General features: G+C 70.7%; 11 protein-coding genes. 4 read left to right on the forward strand and 7 right to left on the reverse strand.

Annotated features, from left to right (window positions below):
* Nucleotides 1–18: 18 nt before the first annotated feature.
* Together murJ and OVA30_RS12695 are read right to left on the reverse strand one after the other, a co-directional pair.
* Nucleotides 19–1,548 carry a murein biosynthesis integral membrane protein MurJ gene (gene murJ, locus OVA30_RS12690; RefSeq protein ID WP_268177489.1) on the reverse strand — a complete coding sequence of 510 codons (1,530 nt, stop codon included), beginning with the start codon at nucleotides 1,546–1,548 and terminating at the stop codon, nucleotides 19–21.
* A gap of 302 nt (nucleotides 1,549–1,850) precedes the next feature.
* On the reverse strand, nucleotides 1,851–2,450 hold the full coding sequence (locus tag OVA30_RS12695; protein ID WP_015823480.1) for a superoxide dismutase: 600 nt from the start codon (nucleotides 2,448–2,450) through the stop codon (nucleotides 1,851–1,853).
* A 369-nt stretch (nucleotides 2,451–2,819) separates the two neighbouring features.
* Between OVA30_RS12695 and OVA30_RS12700 the strand changes: the two genes are divergently transcribed.
* Nucleotides 2,820–3,779 (forward strand): hypothetical protein, encoded by a 960-nt coding sequence (locus OVA30_RS12700; RefSeq protein WP_268175629.1) that lies wholly within the window; start codon nucleotides 2,820–2,822, stop codon nucleotides 3,777–3,779.
* 65 nt (nucleotides 3,780–3,844) lie between these two features.
* On the opposite strand, the gene OVA30_RS12705 is transcribed toward OVA30_RS12700, so the two are convergent.
* The 5 genes from OVA30_RS12705 to OVA30_RS12725 all read right to left on the reverse strand — a co-directional run bounded on the left by OVA30_RS12705 (nucleotide 3,845) and on the right by OVA30_RS12725 (nucleotide 10,018).
* On the reverse strand, nucleotides 3,845–5,596 hold the full coding sequence (locus OVA30_RS12705; RefSeq protein ID WP_015951687.1) for a sensor histidine kinase: 1,752 nt from the start codon (nucleotides 5,594–5,596) through the stop codon (nucleotides 3,845–3,847).
* A gap of 107 nt (nucleotides 5,597–5,703) precedes the next feature.
* Nucleotides 5,704–6,663 carry a glycosyltransferase family 2 protein gene (locus OVA30_RS12710; RefSeq protein WP_268175630.1) on the reverse strand — a complete coding sequence of 320 codons (960 nt, stop codon included), beginning with the start codon at nucleotides 6,661–6,663 and terminating at the stop codon, nucleotides 5,704–5,706.
* The gene (locus tag OVA30_RS12715; protein WP_268175631.1) at nucleotides 6,660–7,565 is read right to left on the reverse strand and encodes a glycosyltransferase family 2 protein; all 906 of its coding nucleotides are present in this window, start codon (nucleotides 7,563–7,565) and stop codon (nucleotides 6,660–6,662) included. Before OVA30_RS12715 ends, OVA30_RS12710 begins: the two co-directional genes overlap by 4 nt.
* A gap of 71 nt (nucleotides 7,566–7,636) precedes the next feature.
* A complete protein-coding gene (locus OVA30_RS12720) occupies nucleotides 7,637–9,139 on the reverse strand; it encodes a M48 family metalloprotease (protein WP_015823485.1) in 1,503 nt (500 codons plus the stop codon).
* 6 nt (nucleotides 9,140–9,145) lie between these two features.
* Nucleotides 9,146–10,018: a thermonuclease family protein gene (locus OVA30_RS12725; RefSeq protein WP_326493616.1), complete on the reverse strand. Its 873-nt coding sequence runs from the start codon at nucleotides 10,016–10,018 to the stop codon at nucleotides 9,146–9,148.
* 733 nt (nucleotides 10,019–10,751) lie between these two features.
* On the opposite strand from OVA30_RS12725, the gene OVA30_RS12730 reads away from it, so the two are divergent.
* The 3 genes from OVA30_RS12730 (at nucleotide 10,752) to trmB (ending at nucleotide 13,289) form a co-directional block, all read left to right on the forward strand.
* Complete coding sequence (locus tag OVA30_RS12730) at nucleotides 10,752–11,159, forward strand: helix-turn-helix domain-containing protein (protein WP_003599335.1); 408 nt, start codon at nucleotides 10,752–10,754, stop codon at nucleotides 11,157–11,159.
* 207 nt (nucleotides 11,160–11,366) lie between these two features.
* Nucleotides 11,367–12,542, forward strand: a complete 1,176-nt coding sequence (gene metK, locus OVA30_RS12735; protein WP_268175633.1) for a methionine adenosyltransferase — start codon at nucleotides 11,367–11,369, stop codon at nucleotides 12,540–12,542.
* A gap of 9 nt (nucleotides 12,543–12,551) precedes the next feature.
* Complete coding sequence (gene trmB, locus OVA30_RS12740; protein WP_056117933.1) at nucleotides 12,552–13,289, forward strand: tRNA (guanine(46)-N(7))-methyltransferase TrmB; 738 nt, start codon at nucleotides 12,552–12,554, stop codon at nucleotides 13,287–13,289.
* Nucleotides 13,290–13,306 lie beyond the last annotated feature (17 nt).

Raw genomic sequence — 13,306 nt, forward strand, 5'->3', positions numbered from 1 at the left:
GCGCCCGATCCGGAAAGGCTACCTGCGGCGCAATCGCACGCCGAACGCGCCCATCACCGCGAGCAGGGTGCCGGCGTAAGCGAGCGCCCCGGCAAAGCCGAGGAGCGCGAGCACCGCGATCTCGCGCAGATGGGGGAGGGCGGGCACGATCCGCTCGGCGAAGGGCAGGCCGTAGACGGCGAGCACCGCCAGCACCGCGCTCGCCACGACGACCGCGGCGACGGTCACCCCGAGCACCCGCCCGGGCGCGGTCCAGCCACGGCGGAGCGCCAGCCCGTAGAGCAGAGCGAGGTTGATCCACTGGGCGATGGCGGTGGCGAGGGCGAGACCCGCGACGCCGTAGGGACCGGTCAGCACGAGCTTTAGCGCGACGTTGACGGCGATCGCCGTCAGCGAGGCGTAGAGCGGCGTCGTCGTGTCTTGCCGGGCGTTGAAGCTCGCCACGGCCGAGCGCACCATCACCACTGCGGGAAGGGCCAGCCCGTAGGCCGCGAGCACGGAGGCCGCGCGGGCGGCGTCCTCGGCGGTGAAGGCGCCGCGCTGGAACAGGGCCGCCATGATCAGCCCCGGCAGCGTCAGGAAGGCGATGGTGAACGGGGCCGAGAGCGCCAGCGAGAAGCCCGCGGCCCGGTTCTGCGCCGCGTGCGCGCCGGCCACGTCGCCGGCGGCGATGCGCCGGCTCATCTCGGGCAGGAGCACCGTGCCGGCGGCGATGGCGATGACGCCGAAGGGCAGCTGGTAGAGCCGGTCGGCATAGTACAGCGCCGAAACCGCACCGGTCGGTAGGAAACTCGCGATGATGGTGTCGGCGAAGGTCGCGATCTGGAACCCGGCCGAGCCGATCACGGCGGGCCCCAGGATCTTGAAGAACCGGATCATGTCGGGATCGCGCAGGGTCGGCTTCGTCAGCCGCGGCGCGTAGGCGCGTCGGCGCGCGTCCCACCAGAGCAGCGCGAACTGCAGCACGCCCGAGACCGAGACGCCCCAGGCCGCGGCATAGGCCGCGTTCGGGAACAGGAAGGCCAGCGCGAGGGCCACCAGCATCGAAAGGTTGAGCAGCACCGGCGCGCCGGCCGCGGCGGCGAAGCGCCGATGCGCGTTGAGGATGCCGGAGAACAGCGTCACCAGCGTCATGAACAGCAGGTAGGGGAATGTGATCCGCGTCAGGCTCACGGCCAGCGCGAAGCGCGCCCCGTCCTCGGAGAAGCCCGGTGCCAGCGCCCGCACGATCCACGGCGTCGCCGGAAGCGCGAGGGCGAGCAAAGCCACCTGCACGATCAGCATCAGGGTGAAGACGCGGTCGGCAAAGCGCGCGGCGACGCCCTCGGCGCCCGCCTGCTCCAGATGGGTGTAGGCCGGAACGAAGGCAGTGTTGAACGCGCCCTCGCCGAAGATCGCGCGGAAGTGGTTCGGCAGGCGGAAGGCGACGACGAAGGCATCCGCCATCGGCCCGGCCCCCATCACGGCGGCCGTGACCACGTCGCGGGCAAAGCCGGTGACCCGCGAGACCAGCGTCCAGCCGCCGACGGAGAGGATCGAGCGGATCATGTTTTCGCGGTTGATCCCGTGCGTGACGAGGGGGGGCAGGCGGCGCCGCATCCCATCCACATCCTCATCCTGAGGCGCCGCGTCAGCGGCCTCGAAGGATCCCCCAGGGATCGCGCGGGAACTGGAGGATCCTTCGAGGCCGACGCGACGCGCCGGCACCTCAGGATGAGGGTGGAGACGAGGAGACTCGAACGGGGAGTAGGCCGCCGCGACACGGCAGGACAATGACCGCACGGGCACGCCGCGCATGAAAAAGCCGCCCCGTCGGTCAACGGGGCGGCGGCATCAAGCCTCGAAGCGGATCAGGCCTTGGCCTCGCCGTACAGCTTCTCGACGTACTCCCAGTTCACGAGGTTCTCGATGAACGCCTTGAGGTAGTCGGGGCGGCGGTTGCGGTAGTCGATGTAGTAGGAGTGCTCCCACACGTCGACGCCGAGGATCGGGGTCGCGCCGTGGACCAGCGGGTTCTCGCCGTTCGGGGTCTTCAGGATGGCGAGCTTGCCGTCCTTGACCGCGAGCCAGGCCCAGCCGGAGCCGAACTGGCCGACGCCGGCCTGGATGAAGTCAGCCTTGAACTTCTCGTAGCCGCCGAGATCCTCGTCGATCTTCTGGGCCAGCGCCGCCGGGGGCTGACCGCCGCCGTTGGGCTTCATCCAGTTCCAGAAGTGGAGGTGGTTGTAGTGCTGGCCGGCGTTGTTGAAGAGCGCCTGATTGGTGTTGTAGCTCGCCTTGACGATCTCCTCGACGCTCTTGCCGGCGAGGTCGGTGCCTTCGAGCAGCTTGTTGCCGGTGTCGACATAGGCCTTGTGGTGCTTGTCGTGGTGAAACTCGAGGGTTTCCTTCGACATGTAGGGCCCCAGCGCGTCGTAGGCGTAGGGCAGCTCGGGCAGGGTGAACGTCATGCGTGTCTCCTAGGTTGTCCGGGTCTCGCGGGAAGCGGAGGCGAAGCGCGCAAGGAGTTCGAAGCGCGCGGCCGGCGAGGTGACGTGCGGGTAGGTAAGTCGGGGGAGCGGGCTCGGCAACGCCAGCGGAGCCGTATCCGTGCGCATGTTACCGATCGGGGCAAGGCATCCACCGTTTTGCGGAGGGCGTCCGCCGCCGCAATCACCCGATGCCGTGCGTGAGGACACCGCAAGGCGGGCACTCGGCTGTGCATGGAGCGACGGAAAGGCCGGTTTCCGCGCGTGGCGTGACCGTGCGATTTTGCAATGAGCGGGCGGGGGGTTATCCTGTGATCCTCACGCCGCCCGCGACAGTCAGTCGAGAGTACCATGGTCGTCGCGCTGCTCGCGCTCAGTTCCGTCATGATCCTCGGTGGCGTTGCCGCCGTGGTCCAGGGCTTTCCCTATGTCCGGCTGGAAAGCGGGCTAGCCATGGTGATCGGCGGCTCGACCGCCGCCTCGGCCGGCGTCGTCCTGCTCGGCCTGACGGCCATCGTCTACCGCCTGCGCAGGCTCCACAACGCCGTGGAGAGCCTGCGCGAGGCTTCCCCCCAGCCGAGCATCCCGGCCGCAGTACCCGCCGGTGTGGTGCCCTGGGAGGCGTCGGCACCGGGGGCGCCGGCCTTCACCGCTCCCGAGGTTTCGCCCCCCGAGCGGCCCTCGCTCGCCGGCATGGGGCTGGCGGGCGCGGGTGCAGCCGGTCTCGCGGGGCTGTCGATCGGCGCGCTGCGGCCGGGCGCACGTGGTGCCGAGCCGGTTTTCGAGGATCCGGCGCCCCCGGCCGAACCGCAGCCGAGCGCCGCCGAGCCGCTGCTGCCCGACCTGCTGCCGGAGGCCGCGCCGCCGCGTGCGAGCGATGACGACCTGTTCCGCATGCCCGAGCCGGCGCCCGAGCCGGAGCCGGTGACGCTCCCGGTCGCCGAGGAGCGGGACGAGGCGCGGACCGCGGCGCAGACGACCGCGGCCGAACCGATCGGCCTGCGCTCCTTCCTCGACGATCCGGCGCCCGCACCGGTCGCCGAAACGCCGCCCGAGCCGGAGGCCGTGACGCCTGCGCCGCAGGAGATCGCGGCTGGGGAAACGAAGGCTCAGGAGCCCGAGCCGGAGGCGAGTGCCCCGGAGGAGCGGCACGCGGTCGGCTCCTACGCGTCGGGCGCCAACACCTACGTGATGTTCTCCGACGGCTCGATCGAGGCGGACACGCCGCGCGGCCGCTTCACCTTCGCCTCGCTCGACGAGCTGAAGACCTTCGTCAATGCCGGGGGCGAAGAGGCGCGCGGCGCGGCCTGAGGGCTGCGCGTCCCGGCCGACTTCAAGACGCGCGCAACGCCACCGGCCGCCCGATGGACGCCCCTTCACGCCAGGGGGTTGAGCGCCGGATTTCGTGCGGGCAGGGGCGCGGCGAGCGTCAGGTGGAACCCCTCGGGCGCGTAATCGGTGGTGATCTGCGCCTGAACCTGCGCGGTCAGCACCCGCTGGAGCAGGCGTGAGCCGAAGCCCTGGCGGGTCGGCGGGGTGACGCGGGGGCCGCCGCTCTCGCGCCAATCGAGGTGCAGCACGCCGGCCTCGACGCTCCAAGTGATCGTGATCCGTCCGCGCCCCGTCGAGAGGGCACCGTACTTGGCGGCGTTGGTGGTCAATTCGTGGATCGCCATGCCGATCGGTACGGCGATCTCGGAGGGCAGGTCCACTGCCGGGCCGTCGAGGACGATGCGCAGGTCCGGCGAGGTCTCGGTCTCGCTCTCGGCATAGGGCATCAGTTCGGAGGCGAGCAGGTCGCGCAGGCTCGCCGTCTGCCACGTCGCCTCGGTAAGCACGCTGTGGGTGTGGGCGAGCGACTTGATGCGGCCGACGAAGGCCTCGTGGAAGCTGTCGATGCTGGTGGCGGTGCGCGCCGTCGAGCCGACGATGGCCTGGACCGTGGCGAGCGTGTTCTTCACCCGGTGGTGCAACTCGCGGATCAGGAGGCTGCGGCGCTCTTCCGAGAGATGACGGTCGGTCACGTCCGCGACGACGCCGATCAGGCGCCGCGGCAGCCCGCCCGGCCGGGTCCGCTCGAACCGGCCGGCCATGTCGATGGTGCGCCAGAGGCCGTCGTCGTGGCGGCGGATGCGGCCGGTGGCGTGCAGGATCGTATCGTCGCGGAGCGCCCGCAGGATCGCCTGCCGGAAGACGGGGCGATCCTCGGGATGCAGGATTTCCTTGAGGAAGGCGGACTTGCCGATGCTGCCCTCGTCCGGCCGACGGCCGAAGATCGCGAACATCCGCTCGTTCTCCCAGGTCGCCCGGTCGTCGAGGACGTGCCACTCGAAGATGCCGAGGTCGGCGACCGTGGTGGCGACCCGCAGGCGCTCCTCGCGCTCGGCCAGGGCCTCCCGGGCCTCGACCCGGGTGGTGACGTCCTGCACCACGCCGACGATGCCGATGGGCGCACCGTCGGCGGCGAGAAGCGCCTCGCCGCGGGCGCCGATCCAGATCTCGGCGCCGTCGGTGGCGCGCCGGAAACGGGTCTGGAACGCGTAGGGGCGCCGCTCGGCGATGGCGGCGGCGACCGCGGTCTGAATCCGTTCGGCGTCCTCCGGATCGACCTGGCCGCGCATCCCCTCCCAGGTGACCGAGCGCCCCGGCGCGTAGCCGAGGATCTGCGCCGCGCGGCGGGAAAACACCATCTGTCCGGTGACGAGATCCCAGCGCCACTCGCCGAGCCCCGCCGCCGTCAGGGCGTCGCGGTTCTGCTCGGCCCGAACGAGATCGTCGGCATCGACGAGGTTCACGACCGCGACCGTCTCGCCACCGTCCTCCCCGGACAGGGTCAGGCGCAGATCGAGGCTGCTGCCATCCGCCCGCAGCCAACGGCGGATGCCCGCCTTCAGCCCGGGCGTCTCCCCGTCGAACGCGTCGCGTCCGATCACCTGGTCGATCGGGCGGCCATCGAGGAAGCCCGAGGGGTAGCCGAGCCAGCGGTACAGGCAGGGATTGGCGGTGCGGATCGTGCGCCCATCGGGCGAGAACACGGCGAGCCCCACCGGCGCGCGGTCGAAGGCCGCGCGGTACAAGGCGGGCGAGAGGTCCGCCGGTCGAGAGCCCTTGTCCGCGCTGTCGTACACGATACTCCCCGTTCAGCCGCCCGCCGCGGGTGCAAGCGGGACCGTCCGGAGGGCGGCACCATGACGGAGGTCGCCGCGGACAACAAGATGCCCGGTCGAGGCAAGCCTCATCGACCGCTGCCGGTCAACAGGCGCGGCACGGCCCGTATCAGCATAAGCCCTGCGCGGATCACCGCACCCGCGTCTCCGGCCGAGCCGCGCACCAGCGCCCGGCCGAGGCGGACGGGTAGGTTCACGGCCAGCGCGGCCGCCAGCACGGCGAGGGACACCGCCCGGCCGTGATGCTTGTGCGCGTAGAGCGTCTGCGCCCGCAGGAAGTAGAATAGGCGACGGTCCTTCACCGCCTCGGTGGTGCCCTGGCCGCGGTGGCGGATCTCGGCCTCTGCGACGTGACACACCGCAAAGCCGGCGGCGGCGGCACGGGCACAGAGGTCGGCATCCTCCCAGTAGACGAAGAAGCGCTCGTCGAACCCGCCGAGCCGGGCGAAGAGCGGGCGCCGGATCATCAGGAAGGCGCCCATCACCGCATCGACGGCCCGCGTCTCGGCATGGTCCCAGTCGAGCAGGAAGTGCGGCGCGACGCGGCCGGGCAGCAGCCGGTCGAGGAACAGGGTGTGGGCGATCAGGCGCGCGCCCGTCGGGTGGCGGGCACAGGTGCGGTGCGTCTGCCCGGCGTCATCGACCAGCCGGGCGCCGACGATGCCGGTGCCGGGATCGGCGTCGAGCTGAGCACGGGCCGCGGCGATACCGTCCCGGCTCACCCCCGTATCGGGGTTGAGAAACAGGATGGCCGCGGCCGAGCCCAAAGCCGCGCCCTGGTTGCAGGCACGGGCGAAGCCGCGATTGTCGGCGTTGCGCAGCACCGTGAGCGCGAGGCCGGGCTGATCCAGCCCCTCCGCCGAGCCGTCGGAGGAGGCGTTGTCGACGACGATGACCCGCAGGTGCTCCGCCCCCTCGCTCGCGGCGAGGCTCGCGAGGCAGGCCCGAAGCTGGTCTCCGGCATTCCAGTTGACGATGACGACGTCGAGGGCTGCCGTAGAGGGCGAGGCTACGGGGGTCGCGGTCACGGCGGCGCGTCCGCCGGCCGGCCGAGACGCCCGCCCAGCCCCTGGGCTAGGGCCGCGAGAAGGCGAGCGAGCACGCGCGGCGAGAACCGGTGACGGCTCCAGTAGAGCGCGATCTGGAGCGGCAGGTAGGCGGCCTGCTTCAGCTTCCACCGGGCCGGCACGTGCGGCAGGCGCCAGCTATAGGCGGAGTTGCGCACGTAGACGGCCATGCGGAACAGCGGCTGGTCGGGCATCGTCACCGGCAGGAATCGCATCCGGATCGTGCCGCGCCCGACGCTGTGCGGGATGGCGGTGCCAGGGTCCATCCAGCAGCTCCGGCCGCGGGCCCAGGCGCGAAAGCACCATTCGAGATCGACCGCGTCGATGAAGAAGTCCTCGCGGAACGGGCCGACCCGCGCGAAGGCCGCCAGATCCACGAGCGAGCCGGAGGTTGCCAGGAACTCGACCGGTCGAAGGTTTTCGCGGGGCCGCACGCCGGGGCGCAGCGGGTAGGCCGGTGCCTTATGGCCGGGCTTCGGCGCGGGCGCCGGCCCGACGAGGGCCGGGGGCGGGCCTTCGCCTGCGGCCCGGTCGAGGGCGTGGCCCAGGGCCTGCGCCGTCCCGACGGTGGCATCGGCATCCTGATCGAGCAGGAACAGGCGGTGAAACCCGGCGGCCGTCGCCGCCTCGGCCAGCGCGTTGAGGGCAGCGGCGATGCCTTGGTTGCGGCCCTCACCGAGCCGGGTGAGCCCTTCCGCCTCCCGCAGCTGCGCCAGCGCCTCGGGCGGGATGCCGCCATTGTCGTAGACGAAGACGGGCAGGCGCCCGGCAAAGCGCTCGACGATCCGCGCGACCTGTTCGGGCGAGGGACGGAAGAACACGACCGCGACGGCGGTATCGGTGGGAAGCTCGGAGGGCGTCACGTCGGACCTGTTATCGAGGTCAACGGCCTAGGCGCCGGCTCCCGGACGCGCAAGCCCGACGGCCTCGCCCCTCACTCGACGACGAGCTTGTAGCTCAGGCCGGGCTTCACCACTGCGCCGCGCTGCAGGCTGTTGAGCACGAGGAAGCGATCGACGGCGCGGTCGGGCACGCTCATGCGGCGGGCCAACCCCTCCACGGTGTCGCCCGGAGCGGCGGTGACGATCCGCAGATGCGCCGGCTTGAGCGAGGCGGTCTCCTCCGGCTCGATCGGGCGCAGGCTCTCCAGCCAGCGGCGGAAGGCCGGCTCGGGGTCGGTCGCGCCCTTGGCCGCCATGATCATGCGGTAGGTGGTCTCGCCCATGCGGATCGCCGCGAGGCGGAAGGTCCAGTCCTTGCCCCGCGACAGGGCGGTGGCGACCGAGCGCCCGCCGACGATGCGGTTCTCGACCGAGCCCGCCTCGATGGCATCGTTCCAGGTCGCGCGCAGCACGTCTTCCAGGCTGCGGTCGCCGCTCGCCTCGACCTGATCGAACAGCAAGCGGCGGCTGCCCTCGGGCGTGGTGCCGAGCACGGCGTTGCGGGTGTTCTCGATGGCGAAGGCGTCCGGCACCTCGAAGGCGATGCTCAAGCCCGGATGCAGGAAGCGGCGACCGCGCACCAGTCCTTCGCCGGGATTGTCGCCATAGGCGAGCCCGTCGATCGCCGCGAGATAGCGGGCGCGGTCGTCGGCGCCGAGGCCGGGGGCGCCGATGCGCCGGGCGGCGCGGGTGACCAGCGCGATGCGCTCGGCGGTCGCGGGGTGGGTCGCGAGCATGTCGGGCTCGGCCGCACTGCCGTTGCCGGCCTTGAGCGCCATGGTGCGCTGGAGCGCATCGAGGAAACGGCCGGCACCGAACGGGTCGTAGCCGGCCTGGGCCAGCACGCGCACGCCGTTCGTGTCCGCCTCCAGCTCCTGCTCGCGGGAGAAGCGGGCGAGGGTGAACTTGGACTGGCTCTCGAGCTGCGCCCCCGTGACGGGATCGTTCAGCACGTCGGCGACGACGCGGCTGACGAGCTGCGAGCGCAGGGCCATCTCGCTGCGGGCGGTGGCATGGCGCAACGTCACGTGGGCGATCTCGTGCGCGAGCACCGCCGCGACCTCCGAGCTGTCGCCGGCGAGCGCCAGCAGGCCGCGGGTGACGTAGAGCCGACCGCTCGGCAGGGCGAAGGCGTTGACGACCGGCGAATCGAGCAGCGTGACCGCGTAGCTCTCCTCCGGCCGGTCGCTGGCGCGCACGAGCCGGTCGGTGATCTCGGTGATGAGCCGGTGGGCGGCGGGTGCGCGGTACTCGCCGCCGAACGAGGCCACGAGCTTGGCGTGGTCCGCCTCGTCGGAGCGTGTGCGCCCGGTCGTCTTCGGTGCCTGCTCGGGCACCGTGATGACCGCAGGCGTCAAGACGCTTCCGGTCTGGTCGGCGGCGCAGGCCGCGAGCAGGCCCGCGAGCGCGGCCAGCGTGCCGAGCCGCGCAAGTCTCCGACGACCGCCCCCGCGCACGCGCCGCCGCCCCGATTGATGCTGCCGATCCCCCGTCATGCCGTTCTAGCGCCGCAGCGCCCGCTCTCCCTCGATGACCTCGATGCCGTCGACACCGCCGAGATCAATGAACGGTCCCCGACCGATCTCGACCATGCCGCGGATTCTCACGAGGCGGCCCTTCAGCGTGGCCGCAGACAAACCATGTTCGCTCAGAATCCGCCAAGAGCGTTTCTGCACGGTTACGGTCAAGCCTTGCTCGCCCCGGCGCGCGAAGTCGAGATAGGTTCGGGCCGACCGCTCGCCGACATGCAGGATGCGCCCCTCCACCACCGTGAAGCGCCCGGCGCGCCCGCTCAGCGCCGCCGCATCGGTCGCCGCGAGGGGGCCGCCGGCCCACAGGCCGAGCCCGGCCGCGCGCGGCGCCGCCTCGACGGCGCGGAGCGCCGGGCGGCAGAGTGTGTCGGCCTCGCCGGCATCGGCATAGGCGAGCCCGGCCGCGACCAATCCTCCGGCGAGATCGATCGGCTCCGCCTCGCCCGCGATCCCGACCGCGTCGGCACGATGGCGGCCCCAGCGGTCCTCGCCGCCGCGTTCGGTCAAAACCAGGGGCGCGCCGCGAAAGGCGTGCAGCCAGGTTCGCGCGGCCGCGTCGAGCGCCGGCTCGTCGGGCCAGCGCAGCCCGGAGAGCACGGCCCGGCGGCCGGAGGCGAGGCGCAGCTCGCCCCTGGGTCCGATCTCGGTAAGGCGGTCGTCCCGCGAGGCGGAAGGCCGGCATGCCTCCTCCAACCGCGGAGCGCTTGAAGCCACCCGCGGAGCGCCTGAGGCGTCACCGGGCGCGCCGCAGGCGGCCGCGAGCAGCCAGACGAGAGCCGGGGCACCGGCTCGGCTCGTCGGGCTCCCACGCGAGCTGATCTCGTGACCATCACTGGGCAACATCGTCACCGTTCGCGCTCGGCCTTTCGATTCAGGCGAAGATGCCGCGCGAAAAGTGCCCGGATCGCGGCACGCGAGAGCGCCGCGGACGCACAATCGCGGATTGCCGGCCCGTGCGCCTCCCGGGCAACAGCGCGCCGATCGCGTACTCCGGCTCGCCCCGTACAATCGCCGACGGCCCAGGCCGGAGCGGTTGGCGGCCCCCTGCGATGATGCTAAGCCTGAACCGACGTCTCCGTAGCTCAGCTGGACAGAGCACAGGTTTCCTAAACTCCACAATTGGGCGCCGTGATGGGAAACCGCACGGCGGATCCACTCAAATTCGGGGAAAGCTTCCGGCGCCGCGGCGCTCTGCCGATCCCGAGCCAAGCCCGAGGTCCGGTCACGGCCCGCGGGAAGGTGTAGAGACTAGACGGGTGGCACCTAAAGGCTTCGTTTGAAGCCCACGGTGAAGGGATAGTCCAGACCACGAACGCGCGAACAGCGTGGCGGCGAAAGTCGAAGTGGTATGAAACCTGGGGTCGCAGGTTCGAGCCCTGCCGGGGACGCCAAGGGTTTTCGCTGCCTCAGATTGCAGGCGGACAGCCGATACTTCCTGCGATCTGAGTGCGACGTCGCGCCGCAGCTATAACAAATGACATAACGTGTGTGTCGTTGCCATTAGCTCCCGACGCGCCCTTGCAAGCGGAAAGTTTTCGTTCGAAGCATCGCCCGAAAGAGCTTGGGCAGAACGAAGATGGCAGGCCAGAAGACCGATGAGCGCGACGTCCTTCTCGGACGTCGCATTGCCGAGCAGCGCAAACGCTCGAAGCTAACGCAGCGAGCAGTTGCCGACAGCTTCGGGATGTCTGCCGCACAACTCCAGAAGTACGAAAAAGGCGTTAACCGGATCAGCGCGATTCATCTCGCGATCCTCAGTCGGCTCACCAATACTCCGGTTTCCGACTTTCTTGATGGCATTCCGCATCCGGATCCGGAGACGGAACGTGGCTTTTCAGACAACGGCCAGCACGCTTACGCTGTCGAGCCGTGGTCCGATCTTGCCCGCGCTTTCGCGCGCCAGTTCACGGAAACCTTCACCGAGCAACAGCGCCGCGAACTCTCGGCCGCCGTCGAGATCCTGAGCCAGGAACTCAAGGGCTGACGGTCACCGCTCCGTGCCGGTGCCACCCCAATCCCGATCGGACTCGGAACCGCAGGCTGCGGTTGCATGCAACAGCGTTCGTTAAAACGGACGATTTCGCCATTCCGGCTTGACCGTCCAGAACGGCGATGCGACAAGCCGCCCCTCTGGAGACCAGGGTAAGCGCCGTGACACACGAGGCGCGCCCGACAATCGGGGGTGCAGCCAATGCCTCGTTCCGACTACCTCTTCACCAGCGAATCCGTCTCCGAAGGCCACCCCGACAAGGTGAGCGACCGGATCTCGGACACCGTGGTCGACGCCTATCTCTCGGCGATGCCGGAGGCGCGTCTCGGCGTCGAGACGCTGACGACGACCAACCGCGTCGTGATCGCGGGTGAGGTGCGCGGCCCCGATTCCGTGACCTTCAAGGATCTCGAAGAGCTGACCCGCGAAGCCGTGCGCGACATCGGCTACGAGCAGTCGGGCTTCCACTGGAAGAACAACGACGTCGCCATCCATCTGCACGCGCAGTCGGCCGACATCGCGCAGGGCGTGGACGCCGCCGGCAACAAGGACGAGGGCGCGGGCGACCAGGGCATCATGTTCGGCTACGCCGCCGACGAGACCCCGGCCCTGATGCCGGCCCCGATCTTCTACGCCCACAAGATCCTCAAGGACCTCGCCGACGCGCGCAAGGCCAAGCAGGGCGACGCGGCCAAGCTCGGCCCCGACGCCAAGAGCCAGGTCACCGTGCGCTACGCCAACGGCCGCCCGGTCGAGGTGACGCAGATCGTGCTCTCGACCCAGCATCTCGACGAGTCGCTCGATTCGGCTGACGTGCGCGCCATCGTCGAGCCCTACATCCTCAAGGCTCTGCCGCAGGGCTGGGTCAACGAAGGCACCGTCTGGCACGTCAACCCGACCGGCAAGTTCGTGATCGGCGGCCCCGATGGCGATGCCGGCCTCACCGGCCGCAAGATCATCGTTGACACCTACGGCGGCGCGGCGCCCCACGGCGGCGGCGCCTTCTCCGGCAAGGACCCGACCAAGGTCGACCGCTCGGCCGCCTACGCCGCCCGCTATCTCGCCAAGAACGTCGTCGCCGCCGGCCTCGCCCGCCGCGCCACGATCCAGCTCTCCTACGCCATCGGCGTGGCCAAGCCCCTGTCGATCTACGTCGATCTGCACGGCACCGGCATGGTGGACGAGGCCAAGCTCGAGACCGTCCTGATGGACGCTCTCGATCTCTCGCCCCGCGGCATCCGCACGGCGCTTCAGCTCAACAAGCCGATCTACGCCCGCACCTCGGCCTACGGCCATTTCGGCCGCGAGCCCGATGCTGATGGCGGCTTCTCCTGGGAGAAGACGGATCTGGCCGACAAGCTGAAGTCGGCCTTCTGAGCCCGAACCATGATGGGGAGGGATGACGACATCCCTCCCGAGACGGGCGGGACGGCGGAGACCGAGCGGGCCTTCTACGGGCGCCGCAAGGGCAAGCGCCTGCGCCCGGGCCAGGAGCAGCGCCTCGAAGGGGCGCTGCCTTCTCTTCGCGTGACGCTGCCCGAGCGCGGCGAATTCCTCGATCCGCCGAGCTTGTTTCCGGTGCCGGTCGACGAGGTCTGGCTGGAAATCGGCTTCGGCGGCGGCGAGCATCTCGCTGCCCAGGCCGAGGCCCACCGCCAAGCCGGCATCATCGGCTGCGAACCCTTCGTCAACGGCGTGGTCAAGCTGCTGCGCGCGGTGGACGAGCGCGACTTGCGCAATGTCCGCGTCTGGGACGAGGACGCGACGGCCCTGCTCGCCGCCCTGCCGGATGCGAGCCTCGCCCGCGTCTACCTGCTCTATCCCGATCCCTGGCCGAAGCGCCGCCAGCGCAAGCGCCGCTTCGTGTCGGACGCCTCGCTCGCCGAGATTGCGCGCGTGCTGCGCCCCGGCGGCCACTTCCGCTTCGCCAGCGATATCGACGACTATGTGGGCTGGACGCTGGTCCGCGCCGCCCGCTGCCCGCAACTGCGCTGGACGGCGCAGACCGCCGACGACTGGCGCAAGCCGTTCGAAGGCTGGCCGGGCACCCGCTACGAGGCGAAGGCCCTCGCGGCCGGCCGGCTGCCGAGCTACCTCACGTTCGAGCGTGTCGGCGCGGACTGATCCGGCCGCCGAACACT

This window comes from Methylorubrum sp. SL192 (genome assembly GCF_026672325.1).
Taxonomy (GTDB): Bacteria; Pseudomonadota; Alphaproteobacteria; order Rhizobiales; family Beijerinckiaceae; genus Methylobacterium; species Methylobacterium extorquens.